This window comes from Mitsuaria chitosanitabida ATCC BAA-476 = NBRC 102408 (assembly GCF_001598255.1).
Taxonomy (GTDB): domain Bacteria; phylum Pseudomonadota; class Gammaproteobacteria; order Burkholderiales; family Burkholderiaceae_C; genus Roseateles; species Roseateles chitosanitabidus.
On the sequence record NZ_BCYP01000024.1, the window covers coordinates 1 to 21,693 of the forward strand.

General features: G+C 71.9%; 19 protein-coding genes. 5 read left to right on the forward strand and 14 right to left on the reverse strand.

The window, feature by feature from the left end:
- The 3 genes from MCHT01_RS15775 to MCHT01_RS15785 all read left to right on the forward strand — a co-directional run.
- The coding region (locus MCHT01_RS15775) for a helix-turn-helix domain-containing protein (RefSeq protein ID WP_148661559.1) at positions 1 to 430 on the forward strand (430 nt) is incomplete at its 5' end.
- Positions 431 to 449: 19 nt separating this feature from the next.
- Positions 450 to 1,433 (forward strand): DMT family transporter, encoded by a 984-nt coding sequence (locus MCHT01_RS15780; protein ID WP_067066306.1) that lies wholly within the window; start codon positions 450 to 452, stop codon positions 1,431 to 1,433.
- On the forward strand, positions 1,430 to 2,542 hold the full coding sequence (locus MCHT01_RS15785; RefSeq protein ID WP_067066307.1) for an alpha/beta hydrolase family protein: 1,113 nt from the start codon (positions 1,430 to 1,432) through the stop codon (positions 2,540 to 2,542). The genes MCHT01_RS15780 and MCHT01_RS15785 overlap by 4 nt, the downstream gene beginning before the upstream one ends.
- Before the next feature lie 42 nt (positions 2,543 to 2,584).
- Here the strand turns inward: MCHT01_RS15785 and MCHT01_RS15790 are convergent, their stop codons facing one another.
- Positions 2,585 to 4,039 carry an aminotransferase-like domain-containing protein gene (locus MCHT01_RS15790; RefSeq protein ID WP_067066308.1) on the reverse strand — a complete coding sequence of 485 codons (1,455 nt, stop codon included), beginning with the start codon at positions 4,037 to 4,039 and terminating at the stop codon, positions 2,585 to 2,587.
- 152 nt (positions 4,040 to 4,191) lie between these two features.
- Between MCHT01_RS15790 and MCHT01_RS15795 the strand changes: the two genes are divergently transcribed.
- Together MCHT01_RS15795 and MCHT01_RS15800 are read left to right on the forward strand one after the other, a co-directional pair.
- The gene (locus tag MCHT01_RS15795; protein WP_067066309.1) at positions 4,192 to 4,509 is read left to right on the forward strand and encodes a DUF2917 domain-containing protein; all 318 of its coding nucleotides are present in this window, start codon (positions 4,192 to 4,194) and stop codon (positions 4,507 to 4,509) included.
- Positions 4,510 to 4,629: 120 nt separating this feature from the next.
- The gene (locus MCHT01_RS15800; protein WP_067066310.1) at positions 4,630 to 6,264 is read left to right on the forward strand and encodes a S41 family peptidase; all 1,635 of its coding nucleotides are present in this window, start codon (positions 4,630 to 4,632) and stop codon (positions 6,262 to 6,264) included.
- A gap of 63 nt (positions 6,265 to 6,327) precedes the next feature.
- Here the strand turns inward: MCHT01_RS15800 and pssA are convergent, their stop codons facing one another.
- From pssA to MCHT01_RS15865, 13 genes are all read right to left on the reverse strand, one after another.
- A complete protein-coding gene (gene pssA, locus MCHT01_RS15805; protein WP_067066311.1) occupies positions 6,328 to 6,945 on the reverse strand; it encodes a CDP-diacylglycerol--serine O-phosphatidyltransferase in 618 nt (205 codons plus the stop codon).
- 102 nt (positions 6,946 to 7,047) lie between these two features.
- On the reverse strand, positions 7,048 to 8,223 hold the full coding sequence (locus MCHT01_RS15810) for a nucleotidyltransferase domain-containing protein (RefSeq protein WP_084452763.1): 1,176 nt from the start codon (positions 8,221 to 8,223) through the stop codon (positions 7,048 to 7,050).
- Positions 8,220 to 9,191: an HprK-related kinase A gene (locus MCHT01_RS15815; RefSeq protein WP_067066312.1), complete on the reverse strand. Its 972-nt coding sequence runs from the start codon at positions 9,189 to 9,191 to the stop codon at positions 8,220 to 8,222. The genes MCHT01_RS15810 and MCHT01_RS15815 overlap by 4 nt, the downstream gene beginning before the upstream one ends.
- The gene (locus MCHT01_RS15820; RefSeq protein ID WP_067066313.1) at positions 9,188 to 9,493 is read right to left on the reverse strand and encodes an HPr-rel-A system PqqD family peptide chaperone; all 306 of its coding nucleotides are present in this window, start codon (positions 9,491 to 9,493) and stop codon (positions 9,188 to 9,190) included. Before MCHT01_RS15820 ends, MCHT01_RS15815 begins: the two co-directional genes overlap by 4 nt.
- A complete protein-coding gene (locus MCHT01_RS15825) occupies positions 9,493 to 10,164 on the reverse strand; it encodes a hypothetical protein (RefSeq protein ID WP_067066314.1) in 672 nt (223 codons plus the stop codon). The genes MCHT01_RS15820 and MCHT01_RS15825 overlap by 1 nt, the downstream gene beginning before the upstream one ends.
- 255 nt (positions 10,165 to 10,419) lie before the next feature.
- Positions 10,420 to 12,357, reverse strand: a complete 1,938-nt coding sequence (locus MCHT01_RS15830) for an ABC transporter ATP-binding protein (RefSeq protein ID WP_067066316.1) — start codon at positions 12,355 to 12,357, stop codon at positions 10,420 to 10,422.
- 133 nt (positions 12,358 to 12,490) lie between these two features.
- The gene (locus MCHT01_RS15835) at positions 12,491 to 14,203 is read right to left on the reverse strand and encodes an alkaline phosphatase family protein (RefSeq protein WP_067066317.1); all 1,713 of its coding nucleotides are present in this window, start codon (positions 14,201 to 14,203) and stop codon (positions 12,491 to 12,493) included.
- A gap of 471 nt (positions 14,204 to 14,674) precedes the next feature.
- Positions 14,675 to 15,919: a glycolate oxidase subunit GlcF gene (gene glcF, locus MCHT01_RS15840; RefSeq protein ID WP_067066319.1), complete on the reverse strand. Its 1,245-nt coding sequence runs from the start codon at positions 15,917 to 15,919 to the stop codon at positions 14,675 to 14,677.
- Positions 15,920 to 15,970: 51 nt separating this feature from the next.
- Positions 15,971 to 17,137, reverse strand: a complete 1,167-nt coding sequence (gene glcE, locus MCHT01_RS15845) for a glycolate oxidase subunit GlcE (RefSeq protein WP_174549060.1) — start codon at positions 17,135 to 17,137, stop codon at positions 15,971 to 15,973.
- Positions 17,137 to 18,699: an FAD-linked oxidase C-terminal domain-containing protein gene (locus tag MCHT01_RS15850; protein ID WP_084452764.1), complete on the reverse strand. Its 1,563-nt coding sequence runs from the start codon at positions 18,697 to 18,699 to the stop codon at positions 17,137 to 17,139. Before MCHT01_RS15850 ends, glcE begins: the two co-directional genes overlap by 1 nt.
- 156 nt (positions 18,700 to 18,855) lie before the next feature.
- Entirely contained in the window at positions 18,856 to 19,995 is a 1,140-nt protein-coding gene (locus tag MCHT01_RS15855; RefSeq protein ID WP_067066320.1) for an FIST signal transduction protein, read from the reverse strand.
- 29 nt (positions 19,996 to 20,024) lie between these two features.
- A complete protein-coding gene (locus MCHT01_RS27840) occupies positions 20,025 to 20,936 on the reverse strand; it encodes a PhaM family polyhydroxyalkanoate granule multifunctional regulatory protein (RefSeq protein ID WP_174549061.1) in 912 nt (303 codons plus the stop codon).
- A gap of 73 nt (positions 20,937 to 21,009) precedes the next feature.
- Complete coding sequence (locus MCHT01_RS15865; protein WP_245643340.1) at positions 21,010 to 21,681, reverse strand: MarC family protein; 672 nt, start codon at positions 21,679 to 21,681, stop codon at positions 21,010 to 21,012.
- Positions 21,682 to 21,693: the final 12 nt, after the last annotated feature.

Genomic DNA, 21,693 nt, shown 5'->3' on the forward strand with positions numbered 1-21,693 from the left:
GCGGGCGCGCGAGCCGCTGGCCTTCGACAGCGCGCTGCTGGAGCTGGTCCAGGGCCTGAGCCGCCATGCGCATCGCGCGCCCACGCTGCGCGACGGCGCGGCCCCGCGCTTCGCGCCGGTGCTGGACTACATGCGGGCCCATCTCGACGAGTCGCTGGACACCGAGCGCCTGGCCGCCGTCGCCGGCCTCAGCCCCTTCCACTTCCTGCGCAGCTTCAAGGCGCAGCACCACGCCACGCCGCAGCAGGCGCTGATGGCATTGCGGCTGCACGAGGCCAAACGCCAGCTGGCCGCGGGTCAGGCGCCCGCGCAGGTCGCCGCGGCCGTCGGACTGACCGACCAGTCGCACCTGACGCGCAGCTTCGCGCGCCGCTACGGCGTCACCCCGGCGCGCTACCAGCAGCAACTCGGTACAAGACCCCGGGGCTGACGCGGCGCGACACTGCCGCATGCTGTCCGGATTCCTGTTCGCGCTCGCCGCCGGCCTCATGTGGGGCCTGGTCTTCGTCACGCCCCTGCTGCTGCCCGAGTACCCGGCCGCCATGCTGGTGGCCGGCCGCTACCTGGCCTTCGGCCTGCTGGCCGTGCCGCTGGCCCTGATCGACCGGCGCGAGCTCAAGCGCCTCAGCCGCCAGGACTGGACGGACGCGGTCAAGCTCAGCGCGATCGGCAACTTCCTCTACTACCTGACGCTGGCCGCGGCCATCCAACGCGCCGGCGGTCCGCTGCCCACGATGATCATCGGCACGCTGCCCGTGGTGATCGCGATCTGCTCCAACCGCCGCAACGCGGCGCGCGACGGCCACTACCGCTGGCGCGACCTGGCGCCGGCCCTGCTGCTGATCGCCGCCGGCATCGCCTGCGTCAACCAGGTCGAGCAGGCCGGGGTCGCGCCCCAGGCGATGGGCCGCTATCTCCAGGGCGCCGGGCTCGCGATCGTGGCGCTGGCCTGCTGGACCTGGTATCCGATCCGCAATGCCGACTGGCTGCGCGCCCATGCCGACCGCAGTCCCCGCGCCTGGGCCACCGCGCAGGGCCTGGTGACGCTGCCGATGGCGCTGCTGGCCTTCGGCGTGGTGGCGCTGTCGCAGGCGGCGGGCCTGCCGCTGCTGCCGACTGGCTTCGACTTCCCGACCGGACCGCGCTTCTGGGCCTATGCCGGGCTGATGATGGCCGTCGGCCTGTTCGCCTCCTGGCTGGGCACGCTGTGCTGGAACGAGGCCAGCCAGCGCCTGCCCACCACGCTGGTCGGCCAGCTGATCGTGTTCGAGACCCTGGCCGCGCTGGTCTACGCCCAGCTGCACCGCGGCGGCTGGCCGTCGGGGCTCGCGGTGGCGGGCGTGCTGCTGCTGGTCGGCGGCGTATGCTGGGCCCTGCGTCTCAAACCCGTAGCGCCCGGGCAGGAACGGCATCTGCCCGCCTCGTCGACATGACCCTGCGATCCGACGACTCCACCCGCCGCGCGCTCCTGAAGCGCGCCTCCCTGTTCTCGCTGGCCTCCGCGACGGCCGCTGCCGGCGCCGGGCTCGGCCTCAGCCTGCCCGCCCGCGCGAAGGACACGCCACCGGGCGGCACGCCGGCCGGCGTCTCGCCCGGCGCTTCGAAAGGCCCTGCGCCAGCGGCCGGACCCACCCGATCGCAAGGCGGATCGCCGGAGGTGTCGCAAGGCGTCTGGCGCGACCAGACCCGGCTGCGCGACATCCCCTGGCGCCTGCGCTTGCCCGAGGGCGACCGACCGGTGGCGTTGGTGGTGTTCTCGCATGGTCTGGGCGGCAGCCTGGACGGCGGGACCGAATGGGGCCAGGCGTGGGCCGAGGCCGGCATCGCGACGCTGCATCTGCAGCACGCGGGCAGCGACCGCGCGATCTGGCGCGAAGGGCTGCAGGCGGTGAAGGCGGCGGCGAGCGTCGAGCAACTGGTCGATCGCGGCCACGACGTGCAGTTCGCCGTCGAGCAGCTGCTCAAGCGCCAGAAGGACGCGGCCACGCCCTGGGCGCGGGTGAAGGTCGATGCCCTGGGCATGTCGGGCCATTCCTTCGGCGCGCAGACCACGCTGGCGGTCGCCGGCCGCGACTACCAGCTGCGCAGCGCGCCGGACCTGTCGGAATCCCACTTCAAGGCCTTCGCGGCCTTCAGTCCGTCGGCGGGGCACTTTCCCGGCGGCATCAAGGGCATCACGCGGCCGATGCTGTGCCTGACCGGCAGCCTCGACGGCAACCCCATCGGCCAGGAGCGCGACGGCCAGTACCGCCGCGTGGTCTACGACACGCTGCCGGCGGGCGCCAAGGCCATGCTCTGGCTGGAGGGCGCCGATCACATGAGCTTCGGGGGCGGTGGCGAGGCGGGCGCGGGATTCGCGCAGCGACTGCTCGGCCGGCGCCGCGAGGGGCCGCCGGAGAAGCTGGCCCCGCATCACGAGGCGCTCATCAAGGCGGTGTCGACGGATTGGTGGCGCTGGCGATTGCTCGGCGACGAGGCCGCCATCGCGCGCTTGAAGACGCTCAAGGGACTGGCTTCCGGCGACGAATGGCTTCAGGGCTGAGGTCCGACCTGCCCGGCCGGTTGGCCGCGGCCGCCCCGCCCGTCAGGCGGCGAGCTCCCCATCCCGGGGAGTCGCCAGCAGGGCCTTCGCGAGCGAGCCGATCCGGCGCAACGCGCGCGGATGCTCCGGGCCCCACTTGCCGCCGACGCCCAGGCGCACGCAGTGCCTGAACCGCGGGCTCGCCGAGAACATCAGCCCCGGCGCGATGACGATGTTCTCCGCGAGGCAGGCCTCGTAGAGCTGCGCCGCGTCCAGCGACTCCGGCAGCTCGACCCACAGGATGAAGCCGCCCGCCGGATCCGACACGCGCGTGCCCTTGGGGAAGCTCTCGGCGATCAGCTGGCGCGCCTGGTCCACGCGGGTGGCGATGGTCGCGCGCAGGTTCCTCAGCGCCGCGCCACCGCCCGCCTGCGTCAGCAGGTCGGCCAGCGCCAGCTCCAGCACGCTGGTCTGCGCGCCCGACTGCACCGCCTTCATCTGGCGCAAGGTCGGTCCCCAACGGCCCGCCTCCACCCAGCCCATGCGCAACCCCGGCGCGATGGTCTTGGAGAACGAGCCGCAGATCATCACGTGCCCCGTCGTGTCGAAGGACTTCACCGCGCGGCGCTTGTCCTCCTGCTCGGCGAGGTCGTTGTAGAGCACGTCCTCGACCAGCGCCACGTCGTGCCGCGACAGCATCGCCGCCAGCCGGCGCCGCTCCGGCACCGGCATGCAGGCGCCCAAGGGATTGGACAGCGTCGGCACCGACAGCACCGCCTTGACCTGCTGCGTCTCGAAGGCCAGCTGCAGCGCGTCCAGCGACATGCCGTGGCGCGGATGCGTGGGGATCTCCAGCGCGCGCAGGTGCAGGCTCTGCAGGATCTCGAGGAAGCCGTAGTACGTGGGCGATTCCAGCGCCACCACGTCGCCCGGCTTGCACACGGTGCGCAGGCACAGGCTGATGGCCTCCAGCGCGCTGTTGGTCATGACGACCTGGTCCGGATTGAGCACGCAACCCAGCCCCAGCGCATGGCGCGCGACGGCGCGCCGCGTCTCCTCCATCCCGGGGCCGATGGGATAGGTGCACAGCAGGTCGCGGTGGCGCATCACGGCGCGCGCCATCGCGCGGCGCACGCGGTCCTGGTCGAAGAGCTCCGGTCCCGGACAGGCCGCGCCGAAGGAGACGAAATCCGGGTCGTGCGACAGCGCCATCACCTGCGCGCCCAACTGGTCCAGCTGCACCATGCGCGAGGCGGTGTCGGGCCGCGAGACCTGCGGCTCCGGCAGCCGTGGCGGACGTGCCGCGACGAAGTAGCCCGAGCGCGGCCGGGCCTCGATCAGCCGGGCGTCCTCCAGCCATCGGTAGGCCTGGACAGCGGTGGACAGCGACACGCCGTGCTGGCTGGCCAGTTCCCGGACCGAAGGCAGCCGATCGCCGCGCTTGAGGGTGCCGGCCCGCACCGACCGCGCCATCCGATCGGCGAGTTGCATATACAGCGGCAGCAGCGGCGAGTCCATGCGCTGATTCTGTGTGTTGTCACCCCGCGGTAACCGATACAGATCAGCGGGAAGCCGGCCAGCACAGGCCGCGCGCGGGCGAGGGCTGTGCGGGTGAGGCCGGTCGGCGCCTGTGGATGGCGCGCCACAGCCGCGATTTTTATCGTGAGCACATGAAACCGCAGTTCCACCCCCGCCGCGCCCAGCGCCACCTGCTCGCCCGCTCGCCCGCCGCGACGCCCGAGCTCGCCCTGCCCGCCGACGGCAGCCCCGTGACCTTGCGCCTGCGGGGCCCCGCCCGCCTGAGCGTCGAGGGCGGTCGCGCCTGGATCACCCGCGCCGGCTGGCCGGACGATCACTGGCTCATCCCCGGCCAGACCCTGGACCTGCCGCGCCCGTCGGGTTGGCTGGCCGGTTGGTTCGGATGGCGGGTGTCCGTCAGCGGCGAAGGTGTGGCGCCGGTCACTCTGAAGGCGGAAGCGCTGCGCTGACCCGCGCCTTGTCCCCGGTTTCCCGCTATAACTCCGCCTCGAAAGATTGCCGGCTGGTGTCGAGCCATGTCGCCGGCGCTACAAGACCAGGGGTCGGATGACCCGGAAGAGGGAGTTGCGATGAATCGATCCGCCATCCAGCGGAAGGCGCGTCTGGCGGTGGCCGGCGCGGTCGGGGCGATGTTGCTGCAGGCCTGCGGCGGTGGCGGCAGCCAGGGCGGGACGCCCGTCCTCGGCGGCACCGCCCCCAGCACCGGCGGCGGGACGATCATCATCGGCGGCGGCAACGCGGCCCTGCAGCCCAGTTCCACCTTCGCGCAGCAGTGCGCCGCGGGCAACACCGAGGCCGCGCCCAACCTGCGCACCGCCAGCCTCACGACGGAGAAGAGCTGGGTCCGCTCCTACATGGACGAGGCTTATCTGTGGCGCGAGGAGGTGCCCACGGTCGACGCGACCGCCGCCGCCTACAGCGGCAGCGACGTGGGCGTGGCGCTCGAGAACTACTTCAAGGCGCTCAAGTCCACGGCCCTGACGTCCAGCGGCAAGCCGCGCGACCAGTTCAGCTTCGTGATGAGCACCCGCGAATGGAATGCGTTGTCGTCCGGCGGCGTGGCGCTGGGCTACGGCATCGAATGGACCATGGCCTCGCCGACGCCGCCGCGCAACATCCGCGTGGCCTATGTCGAGCCGGGCAGCGTCGCCGCCAATGCCGGCGTGCAGCGCGGCGACACGCTGGTGACGGCCGACGGGACGGCCGCCGACGCGGGTGACTCGGCCGGCGTCGCGGCGCTGAACGCGGCGCTGTATCCCGGCGCCCTGGGCCAGAACCACAACTTCGTGTTCACGCCCAACGGCGGCGGGTCGCGCTCGGTCTCGCTGGCCAGCGCCAACGTCACCAAGACGCCGGTGCCGACCAGCCAGGTGCTGACCGGCGCCGACGGCGCGCGCGTGGGCTACATGGTCTTCAACGACCACATCGCCCCGGCCGAGGCGCAGCTGATCAGCGCGGTGCGCAACTTCAGCACCGCCGGCGTCACCGACCTGGTCGTGGACCTGCGCTACAACGGCGGCGGCTACCTGTTCATCGCCAGCGAGCTGGCCTACATGATCGCGGGCAGCGCGCCCACCTCGGGCAAGACCTTCGAGCAGCTGCGCTACAACAGCCTGCGCAGCGCCGAGACCAACAGCAGCGACGCGCGCACGCCGTTCTACAACCAGTCCTGCGTGCTGGTGGGGAACAACTGCACCTCGCAGCAGCCGCTGCCGGCGCTGAACCTCAAGCGGGTGTTCATCCTCGCGCAGAGCGGCACCTGCTCCGCGAGCGAGGCGCTGATCAACGGCCTGCGCGGCGTGGACATCGACGTGGTGCTGATCGGCGGCACGACCTGTGGCAAGCCCTACGGCTTCACGGCCAAGGACAACTGCGGCTACAGCTACTTCCCGATCGAGTTCGTCGGCGCCAACAACAAGGGCTTCGGCGACTATGCCGACGGCTTCGTCCCGGCCGGCACCGGCGCGACCGGCGTCAAGGGCTGCCGCGTGACGGACGACCTGGACCACGCGCTGGGCGACACGGGCGAGCGCATGCTCGCCGCGGCCATGCAGTACCGCCTCACCGGCAGCTGCCCGGTGACCGCGTCCGAGGCGCCCCGCGCCACCGCGCTGGGCGTGCGCGAGGCGGGCGCCGACGCGGTCGCGCTCTCGCTCCAGAAGCTCGCCGCCCGCAGCAACCGGATCGCCGGCGGCCGCCACTGACCGGCGCCTCCAGCAACGACAAGGCCACCCGAGGGTGGCCTTTTTCATGGGGGCTTGCGAGCCTTACAGCTTCGGGATTCGGATGCGGCTGATCATGAGCGATCCGGAGATCGCGAACATCAGCACCAGCGGATGCAGCGTGAAGCCCAGCAGCTTGAGCTCGCCCCCCCACAGCGCGGCGCCGGTCGCGCCTTGCCACGCCGCCACCCACAGGATGATCACCAGCAGCAGCGAGGTCGGGATGGGCGTGCCCTCGAAGTAGCTCACCTTGCCGGTGCCGGCGCTCAGTTCCTCGGCGGTGATGTTGTAGCGGGCCAGTCGCGACACGCCGGCCGCGACGAAGAAGCCCAGCACCACCCGGTCCCACAGGCCCTGCATGCCGCAGCCGTAGGCGATCACCGCCGGCGCGACGCCGAAGGAGATCACGTCCGCCAGCGAGTCCAGTTCCCGGCCCATGGCCGAGCTCTTCTGGCGCCAGCGCGCGATGCGGCCGTCCAGCACGTCGAAGACCAGCGCGGCGGGGATCAGCGCGCAGGCGTAGTACAGGTGCAGCACCAGCCCGGTCTGCAGGTAGGTCATCACGGAGAACAGCGCGCCCACCCCGCAGAAGGCGTTGCCCAGGGTGAACCAGTCCGCCAGATGGAACTCGCGGATCATGGAGAAAGGCTTGGGTCGGTTCATGGGGAGGGAGCATAAGCGATGGCCCCGCGCCATCGCGGCAAGGAGCGCACCCGCCGTACACCCGCGGCATGGCGCATGGCCCCCAGCAGGCCGGCGTCCCGTTCAGCCCTGCGCGGGTGGCTTGGCGTCCGGGGCGCCGGTGCGGGTGTCCGGCGACGGCGGGGGCGCGGTCAGGCGGCCCCAGGCCTTGCGGCCCAGGTGCAGCGCCAGCAGCCCGAAGGGCATGCGCAGCCAGTGCGAGCGCACGTACAGGCCGAGCTCCGCCAGCGCGTGGCCCGGCAGGCGGCAGCTCTCGTGCGCGGGACGCAGCGCGCGGCGGTAGCAGGCGTCGAGCAGCCGGCGCGCCAGCGGCCCCGGCGGCGGGCCCAGCTCGTCCGGCAGTGTGTCGGGGTAGGGCGTGTCCAGCATCGCGCGGGTGTAGCGCAGCGCCAGCCACAGCGGCCGTGTCAGACCGATCGCGCGGGCGCGGGCGGTCAGCCGGGGCCAGAAGCCGTCGAGCGTGCCGAACTCGCGCAGCAGCGCATCCAGGTCGAACAGGTCACGCAGGCCGTTGGGCAACTCGCCCTCGTGGAAGAGGTGCGCGGCGCTGTGCAGCAGCATGTCCTCGGGCGGCAGCACGAACACGCCCGGCCGGCCCGGCAGCGGGCGCGGGGCGTCGAACAGGCGCTGGCTGTCCAGCGGCGTGCGCGCGGTCGGCGGCAGCAGCGTGTGGTGGACGTCCAGCGAGGTGCCGCGGCGGATGTGGTGCAACGGCGGCAGCTCGTGCATCCACTCGCGGTAGTAGCGCTGGTCGTAGGCGTCCAGTTCGTCGTCGAAAGCCCAGCCGTGCACCAGCAGCGCGGTCTCGCAGCGCGGCAGCTGCGCGGGCGGGATCAGCAGGTCGATGTCGCTGAACATGCGGCCCGGCGCTGGCGCGTGGCCGCCCAGCGCGTAGGCTGCGCCCTTGAGCAGGATCATCGGGCCGGGCAGCTCCGACAGCGTGGCCGCCAGCAGCTCGACCTCGCGGCCCAGCATCTGGCTCTGTCGCCGCGACAGCAGCAGCGCGGAGCGCAGGTGCGGCTGCACCGGCGCCGGCAGCTCGTCGAGCCAGCCGCCGGCCGCCATCTCGTGGGCCAGCCGACCGGCGAGGTTGGCGCGCCGCGCCTGGCGCAGCAGCAGGTCCCAGTCGGTCAGGCTCAGCCCGACGGCGATCGCCGGCCTCAGCAGCACGCGCACCAGCAGCGGCCGGCGCCGGTCCTCGCCGAAGGGATGGCCGGGGGCGTGGCGGGGCGCGCTCATGCCGGGGCTCCCGAGGTCGCGGGGCGGCCGGACAGGCCGGGGGCGGCGGCCTCGCCGGCCGGCGACGCGGCCAGGGCCTCGAACAGCGCGAGCGCCTCGTCCAGTCGGCTGTACTCGAAGCGGTAGCAGCCGCAGGCGTCCACCAGCCGGCCCAGCGCCTGGAAGCCGGCGCGGCCGTGCAGGTCGTAATTGAAGGACTGTTCCGCCAGGTCCATGAAGGCGCGGGCGCGCTCGATCGGCGCGAGCTGGGCCGGCGCGTCCGCCCGCCAGCTGGGCAGCACGACCCAGGCCGGCCGCGCGGGTCGCAGCCGCGCGGCGATCGCGTCGTCGGGCGCGCGTACCAGCGCCACCGTGCCCTTGGTCGTGTTGGGCATGGACGCGCTGAAGCGCGCCTCGGGCAGGAAGCCCTGGATCAGCGGGATCGAGGCGTTCTTGAGATTGATCGGCCGCGCCATCCCGTGGATCAGGCCGGTCGTCATGTCCAGCAGACCGAGCTCGTCGGACAGCAGGCGCCAGCCGCGGTGCGCCAGCGCGGCGCACAGGGTGCTCTTGCCCGAGCCCGGCGGCGCCGGCATCACCAGCGCGCGCCCGTCGCGCTCCAGCACCGCGGCGTGGATCAGCAGGAACTGGTGGGCATGCGCGGCGATGCACCAGTTGATGCCCCATTCGAGCATCGCCAGCGCCTGGGCCGCGGGCAGCGGCGTGAACGAGCGCTGGCCGTCGAACCAGAACTCCGCGCGGCCGCGCAGGCGGCTCAACCAGTGGGGGCTGCGCAGCACGGCGACGTGGAAGTCGACGAACTCGTCCTCGGCGGCGAGCTCGAAGTCCTCGTACATCGCGGCGATGTCGTCGGCCAGGTGCGGGATGTCGGAGCGCACGCGCACGACGAAGGGCGCCAGCTTCAGCGTGACGCCGTCGCCACGAAGCCGCTCGCGCAAGCCGCCGGAACTGAGCGCCTGGAGCTTCAAGCCACGGGCTCCCGGGTCAGCAGGTGGATGTCGGCCAGGCGCTGCAGGTGCAGGTCCAGCAGCTCGGCCAGCGCGTCGGGCGCGGGGGGCTCGTCCCACTCGACCTCGGTGGCCAGGCGCGCCAGCAGCTGCGCGCGGGTCAGCGGCTCGGCGGCCAGCCATTCGGCCAGCTGCGCGCCGAGCGCGGCGATCAGGTGGGTGTCCCCGGCGACGGGGTCGAAAAAGACAGCGTGCTGCTCACCCTCCCAGGCGAGCAGCACGTCGGACAGCGGGTGCGGACAGCGCCACGCCGGACTGGTCATCAGGAAATGAGCCAGTTGTCTTTGAGGTAGTTGTAGAAGTCGGTCGAGGTCCAGGCGGCGCCGCTCGAGTTGTTCGGCTTGAACACGTTCGGGCCTTGCGAGGCCATCTTGATCAGCATGTCCTCGCCGGTGGACGAAACCACGCACTGCGCGACGTTGTGGCCGGCGAACAGCGTGTTCAGGCGGGCCACCAGCATCATCGTGGCGTAGCTCGACGAGCTCTGGGCGAACAGGTCGGCGACCTTGGCGGTCGGGGACACGTTCTTCAGGCCGCCCGGGTACACCTTGGCGACGGTCAGGTTGTTCTTGCAGTAGCTGTAGGACTTGCCGCTGAACCAGTAGGCCGCGACGAAGGACCAGGGCGCCGAGCTCGACACCTGGCTGCGCACCGTGTTGCCGACCCAGTTCGAGATGGTCCAGCACTCGGTGTTGCTCAGCACGGCGTTGTCGGCGCGCGCCTGCACGCTGGCGCCGCCGTTGCGCAGCACCGCGGAACCCCAGGCCGAGGTCGTGTTGCAGTGCCAGGCCATGACCGGGCGGCTGGCCAGCGTCAGGCCGACGGGCACCACGCCCGCCTGGATGAAGCGGCGACGGCGCTGCGAGACAACGGCTCCGGCGACGGGCGTCGGGGTGGCCGAGGGCTGCTGGGAGGTGTCGCTGCTGTGATCCATAAACTCAGCTTTCGTGGTGCATGGGCCCGGAAATAGGGCGGACGCTCATGCCGATCGGAACTTGTCCGACCTGCGAGCGCAGTGTTCCATACAAGCCTGCCCCCGCAAAGCCCGCCCAACCCCTTGAACGGGTGGCGTGCGGCGTCCATCAAACGGTGGATAAGTCAGCGCCGGCTTACGTTGAAACCGTTGCCGCGCAATGAGATCAAGGCATCGTGAAACCGGCATGTCGCCGGATGCCGGTTCATCGATGGCTCATTCGGCCTCGTCGTGAACGAAGTCGCGATCCGCCGACCCCTCCGTGTTGCGCCGGCGCCTCGCCGCGGCCTCGCCGGGGTCTGGCGCATCGGCATCGGTCTCGTCCTGGTCGTCCTCGACCAGGAAGCCCCCGCTCTGGTGCGCCCACAGCTTGGCGTACAGGCCGCCCTGCGCCAGCAGCGAGGCGTGGTCGCCCTGCTCGACGATGCGGCCCTGGTCCATCACGATCAGCCGGTCCATGGCCGCGATCGTGGACAGGCGGTGCGCGATCGCCACCACGGTCTTGCCCTCCATCAGCCGGTACAGGCTGCGCTGGATGGCGGCCTCGACCTCGGAGTCCAGCGCGCTGGTCGCCTCGTCCAGCAGCAGGATGGGCGCGTCCTTGAGCATGACCCGCGCGATGGCGATGCGCTGGCGCTGGCCGCCGGACAGCTTCACGCCGCGTTCGCCGACGTGGGCGTCGTAGCCCTGGCGGCCCTTGGGATCGGTCAGGCCGTCGATGAAGTCCTGGGCCTCGGCGCGCTCGGCGGCGGCGCGCATCTGGTCCTCGCTGGCCTCGGGCCGGCCGTACATCAGGTTGTCCCGCACCGAGCGGTGCAGCAGGCTGGTGTCCTGCGTGACCATGCCGACCTGCGAGCGCAGGCTGTCCTGGGTGACCCGGGCGATGTCCTGGCCGTCGATCAGCACCCGGCCCTTGTCGATGTCGTGGAAGCGCAGCAGCAGGTTGACCAGCGTGGACTTGCCCGCGCCGGAGCGGCCCACCACGCCGATCTTCTCGCCGGGGCGGATGGTCAGGGTCAGGTCGTGCAGCACGGTCTTGCGGCCGCCGTAGCTGAAGTCCACCTGCTCGAAGCGGACCTCGCCACGGCTGACCTCCAGCCGCGCGGCCTCGGGCGCGTCCTGGATGGCGATGGTGCGCGACAGCGTGGTGATACCGTCCTGCACCGTGCCGATGTTCTCGAACAGGCTGGCCATCTCCCACATGATCCAGTGCGAGATGCCGTTCAGGCGCAGCGCCATCGCCGTGGCCGCGGCGACCGCGCCGGCGCCGACCTCGCCCTGGGTCCAGAGCCACAGCGTCATGCCGGCGGTGCTGGCGATCAGGCCCATGGAGAGCGCGTGGTTGACGATCTCGAAGCCGCTGATCAGGCGCATCTGCCGGTAGGCGGTGCCCAGGAAGTCCTGCATCGCGCCGCGCGCGAAGCCGGCCTCGCGGTTGGAGTGCGAGAACAGCTTGACCGTGCTGATGTTGGTGTAGGCGTCGGTGATGCGGCCCGTCATCAGGCTGCGCGCGTCCGCCTGCTGCGCGGCGGCCTTGCCCAGTCGCGGGACGAAGAAGGTCAGCGCCACGACGTAGCAGGCCAGCCAGCCCAGGAAGGGGAGCAGCAGCTTGGCGTCGAAGCTGCCGACCACGCCCAGCATGGTCAGGAAATAGATCGTGATGAAGACCAGGATGTCGACGACGATCATCCAGCACTCGCGCACCGCCAACGCCGTCTGCATCAGCTTGGCCGAGACGCGGCCGGCGAACTCGTCCTGGTAGAAGCTCATGCTCTGCGCCAGCAGATGGCGGTGGAAGTTCCACCGCAGGCGCATCGGGAAGTTGCTCGACAGGCCCTGGTACTTGCACATCGCCTGGATGGCGATGAGCAGCGGACTCGCCAGCAGCACGCCCGCCAGCATCAGCAGCTTGTCCTCCTGCGTGGACCACCACTGCGCGGGCGGCACCTTGGCCAGCCAGTCGACGATCGAGCCCAGCATCGAGAACAGCAGGGCCTCGAAGGCGCCGATCGCGGCGGTCAGGAAGGTCAGGATCAGGATCAGCCCGCGCATCCCCTGGGAGCCGGCCCAGATGAAGGCGAAGAAGCCGGCGGGCGGTTGCGGCGCCGGGCTTTGCGGGAACGGATCGACGAGCTTTTCAAACCACCTGAACACGGCGGACTCCCTGTCACTTCTGCGAGACCGCAGAGCCTAACGGAGTCGTGTGGCCGGAGGCTATCCACCCTGGGCGGGTGGGCTCTGGGTGGGGCGAACGGCGGGATCCGCCGTTCGGGTGGCGTGGCCCGGCTTACTTCGCCGGCAGCGGCAGCAGCTTGCCCTGGGCCTGGCGGGGCGCGGGGACGTGCAGGATCGCCGACAGCGTGGGCGCCAGGTCGATGATCTCGACGCGCTGCTCGATGCGGCCCTGGCCGACCCACTTCGGGCCCCAGGTCAGCAGCGGGACGTGGGTGTCGTTCTCGTAGGGGCTGCCATGCGTCGTGCCCATCACGCGCGAACCGAACATCCAGCCCGGCTTCGGGATCACCTGCAGCGGCGCGGCGATGCCCGGGTACCAGGAGTGGCGCATCTGCGCGAGGTTAGGCGTCGTGGTGTCGGTGCCGGCCAGCTGCGCGCGCGTGAACGCGGTCTGCACGCCGTCGACCTGCACGACCAGCGCCTTCGCGGCCTCGTAGACCTCGTCCTGCTTCAGGCCGCGCTGCTGGATCAGCGGCTCGTCGAAGATGAAGCCGGTGCCGGACATGCCGATCACCCAGCGGCCCTCGCCGAACTGCCTGGCCAGGCCCGCGTTGACGAAGCCCACCGCCTGCGCCGGCACGATGCGGCCCGCGTCGCGGCCTTGCGACTTCGCCCATTCGGGCGTGTCGGTGAAGCCGTGGTCGGCGGTCAGCACGGCGACGTAGTTGTCACGGCCGACCTTGGCGTCCAGATACTTGAACCAGTCCTGCAGGTAGGCGTCCAGGTGGAGGAAGTGGTCGTGCGAGAGGCGCGACTCCGGCCCGAAGGCGTGGTTGATGTAATCGTGGCTGGACAGGCTCACCGACAGGATGTCGGTCTGGTCGTCCGCGCCCAGCTGCTCGCCCTCGACCGCGGCGCGCGCGAAGGCCAGGGTCAGTTCGTCGCCGAAGGGCGAGGGCAGGATGTTCCCGTAGAAGCGCGGGCCCGGGCCGTCCATGCCGGCGCCCAGCACGGCGGGCAGCTTGTTGCCGTTGCCGCTGTTGGCCTGCCAGGGCTGGCCGTCCGGCACGCTGCGCGCGTAGGCGGACTCGGGCAGCATCGGCGCCCAGGTCTTGCCGAAGAACTGGTCGGCGGGCTTGCCGGCGTTGAAGGCGTCCACCCAGGCCGGGTGCTTGTCCATGTAATAGGTGCTCGACGCGAACTGGCCCGAGCTGCCCATGAACATGTAGGCCGTGCCCTTGTGGCCGGAGGGCAGGATCGCGCCGCGGTCCTTGCCCGAGATGCCGATCATCTTGGACCCGGGCTGCAGGGTGCGCAGCACGTCGCCGACGGTCTCGACCTTGTAGTTCTCGGGGCTGGTGCCGGCCAGCGGCTCGGTCTTGTTGCCGATGTAGTGATAGCGCGGATCGGCGGTGTTGTACTGCGGCGCGCCGGTCATCGGATCGCGCCACTCGTTGCCGATGATGCCGCTGCGTTCCGGATAGGCGCCGCTCAGCATGATGGAGTGACCCGCCGCGGTGACCGTGTAGCCGTGACCGTAATAGGCGTTGGCGAACCACGCGCCGCGATCGAGGAAGCGCTTGAAGCCGTCGGGCTGCAACTGGTCGCGGTAGCCCAGCACCTGGCGGATCGGCAGGCCGTCCACCACCATGAAGACGATCAGCTTGGGCGGCTTGGCGGCGGCGAAGGGCGTGACGGCCGGCGTCGAGCCGGGCGTCGCGGATGCGGCGCCGGCGGTGCTCGAGGACGGAGCCGAGGTGTTGGCGCAGGCGGCCAGCGCGGCCAGCACGGGCACCAGCAGCCAGGTGCGACGGGTCATGGTCATGGCGGGGAGGCTTCGCGCGGAAGCGTCGTGAAGGGGATGTGACAGCGGAGTATCTCTGTCGCCCCGCTCGGACGGGGCCTCTTTCGGGCGCATGACGCGCCGCCAGGCCGCGCGCGCGACGCTCAGCGCACTGGTGTTCCGAATGGCCCGTCCGGGCCTCAGGGTTCACCCCAGGAGGGCGCCGGCGCGGCCCCAATGAAGAAAGGCCGGTCATCACGCGATGACCGGCCTGCCTTGCTTTCTGGTTGGATCGCTTGCGCGCTCCCCTCCTGTTATGGGAGGCGATTGTGGAGGCCGCAGGTAATGGGCATGCCCGGGTTTGCCCGAGGCGGGCGATTGGTGTGAGAACTCCTCCTCAAGTGGGAAGGGTTTGAGCGCGGTCTGACGCGAGAAAGCGACGACTTGCCGTCGGTTCGGGGCCGGATTGACGCGGATCAAGACCTGGCCCGGCGTCGCCGCGGCCGGGCCGGCTCACTGTCCGAGCGCCTCGTCCAGCACCTCGATCCAGTGACGCACCGGGGTGGCGGTGCCGGCCTGCAGATGCTGGATGCAGCCGATGTTGGCCGAGACGATGGCGTCGGCCCGCAGCGGCGCCAGCGCCTCGAGCTTGCGCTCGCGCAGCTGCTTGGACAGCACCGGCTGCAGCACCGAGTAGGTGCCCGCCGAGCCGCAGCACAGGTGGCTCTCGCTGGGCGCGACGGCGATCGGGAAGCCCAGCTCGCGCATGAGGCTCTCGACGCCGCCGCGCAGCTGCTGCCCGTGCTGGAGCGTGCAGGGCGGGTGGTAGGCCAGCGTCGGCCGGGCGCCGCCCTGGCCGAGCCGGGCGCGCAGCGCCGGGGCGAGCGCGGGCAGGAATTCGCTCAGGTCTCGGGTGAGCGCGGAGACGCGGCGGGCCTTGTCCGCATAGTCGGGGTCGTGCGCCAGCAGCCGGCCGTAGTCCTTGACCTGCACGCCGCAGCCGGAGGCGTTCATCACGATGGCCTCGACCTGCGTGCCATGCCCGTCGACCATGGGCCACCAGGCGTCGATGTTGCGGCGCGCATCGTCCAGGCCGCCGTGGTGGTCGTTCAGGTGCGCGCGGATCGCGCCGCAGCAGCCGGCCTCGTCGCCGACCAGGGTCTGCACGCCGGCGGCGTCCAGCACGCGGGCGGTCGCCGCGTTGATGTTGGGCATCATCGCGGGCTGCACGCAGCCCAGCAGCATCAGCACCTTGCGCGGATGCGCGCGCTGCGGCCACTGGTGGGCGCGCGCATCGGGGCGCGGCGGCACCTTGTCCTTGAGCGCGCCCGGCACCAGCGGCCGCAGCGCCTGGCCCAGCCGCAGCGCGGGCTTGAACAGGGGCGAGGTGAGGCCCTCCTTCAGCAACCAGCGCTTGAGGCGCTCCTCGCGCGGGCGCTCGACCTTGGTCTCGACCACCTGCCGGCCGATCTCCACCAGCTGCCCGTACTGGACGCCCGACGGGCAGGTGCTCTCGCAGTTGCGGCAGGTCAGGCAGCGGTCCAGGTGCTGCTGGGTCGCGGCGGTCGGGGGCTCGCCCTCCAGCACCTGCTTGATCAGGTAGATGCGGCCACGCGGGCCGTCGAGCTCGTCGCCCAGGAGTTGGTAGGTGGGGCAGGTGGCGGTGCAGAAACCGCAGTGCACGCAGCGGCGCAGGATCGCCTCGGCGGCACTCCCTTCCGGGGTGCCTTGGAACTCGGGGGCGAGGTGGGTTTGCATCGTGGGGCTGGCGGTCGGCGGAGGTCGATCGGCGGGCGGCAGGGGCCGGGCTCAGAGGTCCGGATACAGCCGGCCCGGGTTGAACATTCCCGTCGGATCGAACTGCTGCTTGAGCGAATGGTGGATGCGCGTGAGCTGCGGCCCCAGCGGGGAGAAGGCGCCGGCCGACTTGTCGTTCGCGTAGAACTGGGTCGCGTGGCCGCCGGCCGCGGCGACCAGCTCGCGCAGCTGCGCCGGCGCCATCGGCGTGACGACCCAGCGCTGCGCGCCGCCCCACTCGATCAGCTGCTCGCCGTGCAGGGCCATGGCGGGCGTCGTCGCCGGCACGGCGATGCGCCACATCGACGCGCCGCCGTGCACCGCCCGACGGGCGCCGAGGAAGAACTCGTCGCTCTGATCCCGCAGGCCACGCCAGAAGGGCGCCGCCATGTCCTCCGGGATCACGTCGCCGCCCAGCCGCCGCATCGCCGACACGACCGCGGCCTCGGCGCCGGACAGCCGCAGCACCAGCGCGCCGTCCCACCAGGCCGTCGCCGACACCGGCAGCGGCTGCCCGCCCCAGCCGTTCATGCGGACCAGCGCCTCGTCCTGCGCGGACTCGAAGCGCAAGGTCGCGGAGGCCACCGGGATCGGCAGCACCTTGAGCGTCACCTGCGTGATCAGGCCCAGCACGCCCAGCGCGCCGGCCATCAGCCGCGAGACGTCGTAGCCCGCCACGTTCTTCATGACCGTGCCGCCGAAGTGCAGCAGCTCGGCGCGGCCGTTGAGCAGGGACAGGCCGAGCACGTGATCGCGCACCGCGCCCGCGGTCGCGCGCGCCGGGCCGGAGAGCCCGGTCGCCACCATGCCGCCCACGGTCCCCGCGCCGCCGGACGCGGCGCCCACGAAGCGCGGCGGCTCGAAGGCCAGCTGTTGTCCGTGCGCGGCGAGCAGCGCCTCGACCTCCGCCAGCGGGGTGCCCGCCAGCGCGGTGAGGTAGAGCTCGCTGGGCTCGTAGGCCAGCACGCCGCTGAGCGCCGTCGTCGACAGCTCCGGCAGCGGTCCGGCCGCGCCGGGCGGCGTCAGCGGACCGCCGTAGAAGTCCTTGCTGCCGTGGCCGACGATGCGCAGCGGCCCGCCCTCGCGGATGCGGGCCTGGAGCTCGCGCAGGGCCGCGGACTGCGCCGCGTCCAGCCGCGGCAGGTCCGCGCCCAGGGTCTCCTCTGCTTGCACCGTCATCAGAATCGCTCCAGTTCAGGGAAGGCCAGCGCGCCTCGCCTCACGTGCATGCGGCCGTACTCGGCGCAGCGCTGCAGCGTGGGGATGACCTTGCCGGGGTTCAGCAGCCCTTGCGGGTCGAAGGCGCGCTTCAGGGCCAGCATCTGCTCGCGCTCCTCGGGCGAGAACTGCACGCACATGCTGTTGAGCTTCTCGACGCCGACGCCGTGCTCCCCCGTCACCGTGCCGCCCATGGCGACGCTGGTCTCCAGGATGTCGGCGCCGAAGCGCTCGCAGCGGTGCAGCTGGTCGGGGTCGTTCGCGTCGAACAGGATCAGCGGATGCAGGTTGCCGTCGCCCGCGTGGAAGACGTTGGCGCAGCGCAGCTGGTACTTCTTCTCCATCTCCTGGATGGCCAGCAGGATGTCGGCCAGGCGCTTGCGCGGGATGGTCGAGTCCATGCACATGTAGTCCGGGCTGATGCGGCCCGAGGCCGGGAACGCGTTCTTGCGGCCGCTCCAGAAGCGCAGGCGCTGCGCCTCGTCCTCGCTGACCTCGATGCCGGTCGCGCCGCTGGCGCGCAGCACCGCGCTCATGCGCGCGATCTCCTCCTCGACCTCCTCCGGCGTGCCATCGCTCTCGCACAGCAGGATGGCCTCGGCCTCCAGGTCGTAGCCGGCGTGGACGAAGTCCTCGACCGCCGCGGTCATGGGCTTGTCCATCATCTCCAGACCGGCCGGGATGATGCCGGCGGCGATGATCGCCGCCACCGCGTCGCCGGCGCGGCGCAGGTCGTCGAAGCTGGCCATGATGCAGCGCGCCAGCTGCGGCTTGGGCGTGAGCTTGACGACGACCTCGGTGATCACCGCCAGCATGCCCTCGCTGCCGATCACGACGCTCAACAGGTCCAGCCCCGCCGCGTCCAGGGCCTCGGAACCGAAGGTCACCGGTTCGCCCTCGACGGTGAAGCCGCGCACCTGGAGCACGTTGTGCAGCGTCAGGCCGTACTTCAGGCAGTGCACGCCGCCGGAGTTCTCCGCCACGTTGCCGCCGATGGTGCAGGCGATCTGGCTGCTGGGGTCGGGCGCGTAGTAGAGCCCGTGCGCCGCGGCCGCCTCCGAGATCGCCAGGTTGCGCACGCCGCACTGCACGCGCGCGGTCCGCGCCTGCGGATCGATCGCGACGATGCGGTTGAACTTGGCCAGCGCCAGGGTCAGGCCCTCGGCATGCGGCATCGCGCCGCCGGACAGGCCGGTGCCCGCGCCGCGCGCCACCACGGGGACGCCCAGCGCATGGCAGGCCTTGAGCACACCGGCGACCTGGGCCTCGGTCTCCGGCAGCGCGACGGCCAGCGGCCGCTCGCGGTACGCGGTCAGGCCGTCGCATTCGTAGGGGCGGGTCTGCTCGTCCTGCCACAGCATCGCGTGGGCGGGCAGCACGGTGCGCAGCGCGTCGACCAGCGCCGCCCGGCGCCGCGCGCGGTAGGCGATCAGCTCCTCCGCGCCGCCCGCGCGGGGGCCGGACGGCGGACCGCCGGGATCGCCGGAAGCGCGGGGATCGGAGGTGGGGAGCGCGGCTGTCATGGCGTCGAACTGTAGCCCCGGGGGCTGACCTCGTCCTGAACGCCCGGGCAGGACTGCCCTGCGCGGCAGGTCGGAATCACTGGAGCGGCCACCCCGGCGCCTCGCGACTCGGCGGCTGCGACGGATCGCGCAGGCGCGGCACGCGGCGGCGCACCGTCAGGACGCCAGGAAGACCGTCAGCACGCCGGTGTAGCCGTGCACCCGCGCATGGGCGATCTCGCCGTTGGCGAAGAAGCCGGCCAGCGGCACGTCGCCCAGCGCGTGCTGCACCCATTGCAGCTCCGCCGACGGCGCGCCGAAGTGCGGACCGCCGCGGCCGGTGCAGCTGATGTAGAGCGCGCCCGCCATGCGGGTGCCCAGCTCCTCGGCCTCGGCGCGGATCTCGGTGCAGATGCGCACCAGGTCGCGCCGCGCGGCGTCGGGATGCCGCTCGCAGAAGCTCAGCAGTTCGCCCTCGCGGACCTGCTCGGCCACCGCCACGCCGCGGCGCGTCGGATCCAGGCCGACCAGGTGGCGCACGCGCACCTCGGGACCGTACTCGCGGCGCGCGCCGGGCTCGTCGTTCAGGCCGACCAGGGTCTTGCGGAACAGCGGCATCGCCTGCCGCAGCGAGGACGACTCGCCGGTGTAGGCCGGCAGCTTCAGATCCTCGAGCAGCGCGTCGAGCGCGGGCTGCCCGTCCAGCCCGGTGACCAGCGGCCCGTCGCAGGCGGTGACGCGGCGCTCGCGGCCCAGCGGCTGGCAGCCCTGGCTGACGCGCGAGATCCACCGGACGTCGGAGCCCAGCGACAGCCCGGAGAGTCCGCCCTCGAAGACCCCGTCGGCGAACTGCACCGCGCCGGGACCGCCGCTGACCAGGCCGCCGAACAGGTAGCCGCTGCTGCAGCGCTGGGCCAGCTCGCCCACCAGCTCCTGCAGGTCGGGCGTGGCGCCGTCGGCATGCAGCATCAGGCTGCGCGCGTCGCAGTCGTGGGGCAGCGGCTGGCGGCCGGAGAAGATCCGCCACTGGTCCGCGGGCAGGTCGCAGAGCATCACGACCAGCGCCGGCTCGTCGAAGTACTCGACGCCCGCCGCGCTGACCGCGAGCGCCGACGCGCCCACCCAGCCGCAGCCGGGCCAGCGCTGGCGGACCTCGTCCAGCAGAGCCTGGGCCTGCGCGACATAGGCGGCGGTGACGTACAGGAAGCCCAGCGTCGGCGTCATGCCGGCGCGCTGGCCTTCCAGCTGGGCGCCGGCCAGGGCCAGCGCCATGTGGGGATCGGGATGGGTGGCGTGAGCCTGGATGAAGCGAGGCATGTACGGCCCTCGGGGGGACTGCGGGAGGCTCAGGAGGATTTGCGCGGGGCGGCTGGCTTGCGCGTCGATGTCGTCTTGGCGCCGGTGGCCTTCGCGGCCGGCTTGGCCCGGGCGCCGCCGGTCGATCCCGTGGACCCGGGCGATCCGCCGGAGCGGGTGGCCCCGGTGGACTTCCCGGCTGCTTTGGGTGCCGCGCCGGAGGAGGTCTTGGCGGCGGTGCGGGCTGCCGGCTTGGGCGGGGCGGCATGGGCCGTGGCGGCGGCCGTGGCCGCGCTGGTCGCCGCGGCCGCGGTCTGTGCGGTCTTCATCGCGTTGGCCGCGACCTGGGTGAATTGCTGGGTGAGGGCGTTCCACCACTGCATCGGATCGGCTCCGGCAGGCTTGGCGCCGTCCGACGTCCCGCCCGCCTCGGCTGCAGATGCCTGGCCCGGCGTCTTGCCCGAAGCATCGCTCGCTGCCTTGTCCGACGTACCGCCCGCGGCCTTGCCCCATGCCGAGCCCGACTCGCTGCCGGGGCCCGGGGTGGCCCCCTCGCCCGCTTGCGGGAGAGGGTGGGGGTGAGGGTCTTCCGCGGCCTTCGCCCTCTCCGCCGTCCTCTCCGCGTGCCACGGCGCCGGTGGCGGCGACGCCTCCGGCGGCTGCGGCATCGCCGTCTTCAGCACCTCCTTGAGGTCGGCCATCGGCACGTTCATCGCATGCAGCGTCGACAGCGTCATCCGCTGCACCTCCAGGGCCTGGATGGTGGCGGCGAGCATGCGGGCGTTCTGCTCCAGCCAGAACTGCACGGTGCGCAGCTCGTCGATGCGCTTGTCCAGCTCCTGCGGGTTGAGCGTCGGCGCGACCCACTGGTTGAAGCCCGGGATCGCGGCCCCGGCGTTCTTCACCAGCCCTTGCAGGAAGTCGAAGCCGGGGACGAATCGGGTGAAGTCGGTGTCCGCCATGGTGTCTCCTCGCATTCGTCGAAAGCGCCGTCGCGGGCCCGGACGCGCCAGGCGGTCCGCGGGGAGCGGGGTGTCAGGCCGGGATGTGGTTCAGGTCCGCCCAGCCGGTCCACAGGATCTGGATGCCGATGCACAGCAGCACGAAGGCCATCAGCCGCATCATGACCAGCGTGCCGACGTCGCCCATGCGCATCAGCAGCCGGCCGCCGTTGCGGTAGACCAGGTAGACGACGCCCGCGGTGAAGGCCGCGCCGATCGCGGCGATGCCGGCGCCCATCACGTAGGGGATCGGGGAGCGCGGGATCTGCGCGCCCAGTGCGATCGCCGCCGCGATGCAGCCCGGGCCCGTGGTCAGCGGGAAGGTGACCGGGAAGAAGCTGCGCCGCACGATCTCGGCCTCGGTCAGGTCGCTGGACGAGGTCTGCGCGACGGCGGTCTGCACGTCGTCGGTCTCGTTGCGGGTCAGCATGACCCAGGCGCTGTAGGCCACCAGCAGGCCGCCGCCCACCCGCACCACCGGGAGCGAGATGCCGAACATGTCCAGCACGTAGGTGCCCACCAGCAAGGACACCATGATCACGACCCAGCCGTTGATGGCCACCTGGCGCGACAGCCGTTTGAGGACCTTGTCGTCCCCCCCGGCCGCGCCGATGACGATGGGCGCGACGCCGACGGGATTGATGATGGGCAGCAAGGTCAGCGGGACCAGGAACAGCTGTTGGAAAAACGACGGCAGGGCGTCCAAGATCAGGGCTCC

Excerpts from the sequence above, each read along its gene's own strand:
- MCHT01_RS15785 (WP_067066307.1), top strand. The coding sequence starts at position 1,430 with ATGACCCTGCGATCCGACGACTCCACCCGCCGCGCGCTCCTGAAGCGC.
- MCHT01_RS15780 (WP_067066306.1), top strand. The coding sequence starts at position 450 with ATGCTGTCCGGATTCCTGTTCGCGCTCGCCGCCGGCCTCATGTGGGGC.
- MCHT01_RS15820 (WP_067066313.1), bottom strand. The coding sequence starts at position 9,493 with ATGACCAGTCCGGCGTGGCGCTGTCCGCACCCGCTGTCCGACGTGCTG.
- MCHT01_RS15825 (WP_067066314.1), bottom strand. The coding sequence starts at position 10,164 with ATGGATCACAGCAGCGACACCTCCCAGCAGCCCTCGGCCACCCCGACG.
- MCHT01_RS15800 (WP_067066310.1), top strand. The coding sequence starts at position 4,630 with ATGAATCGATCCGCCATCCAGCGGAAGGCGCGTCTGGCGGTGGCCGGC.
- glcE (WP_174549060.1), bottom strand. The coding sequence starts at position 17,137 with ATGACGGTGCAAGCAGAGGAGACCCTGGGCGCGGACCTGCCGCGGCTG.
- MCHT01_RS15795 (WP_067066309.1), top strand. The coding sequence starts at position 4,192 with ATGAAACCGCAGTTCCACCCCCGCCGCGCCCAGCGCCACCTGCTCGCC.
- pssA (WP_067066311.1), bottom strand. The coding sequence starts at position 6,945 with ATGAACCGACCCAAGCCTTTCTCCATGATCCGCGAGTTCCATCTGGCG.
- MCHT01_RS15835 (WP_067066317.1), bottom strand. The coding sequence starts at position 14,203 with ATGACCATGACCCGTCGCACCTGGCTGCTGGTGCCCGTGCTGGCCGCG.
- MCHT01_RS27840 (WP_174549061.1), bottom strand. The coding sequence starts at position 20,936 with ATGGCGGACACCGACTTCACCCGATTCGTCCCCGGCTTCGACTTCCTG.
- glcF (WP_067066319.1), bottom strand. The coding sequence starts at position 15,919 with ATGCAAACCCACCTCGCCCCCGAGTTCCAAGGCACCCCGGAAGGGAGT.
- MCHT01_RS15790 (WP_067066308.1), bottom strand. The coding sequence starts at position 4,039 with ATGGACTCGCCGCTGCTGCCGCTGTATATGCAACTCGCCGATCGGATG.
- MCHT01_RS15855 (WP_067066320.1), bottom strand. The coding sequence starts at position 19,995 with ATGCCTCGCTTCATCCAGGCTCACGCCACCCATCCCGATCCCCACATG.
- MCHT01_RS15810 (WP_084452763.1), bottom strand. The coding sequence starts at position 8,223 with ATGAGCGCGCCCCGCCACGCCCCCGGCCATCCCTTCGGCGAGGACCGG.
- MCHT01_RS15850 (WP_084452764.1), bottom strand. The coding sequence starts at position 18,699 with ATGACAGCCGCGCTCCCCACCTCCGATCCCCGCGCTTCCGGCGATCCC.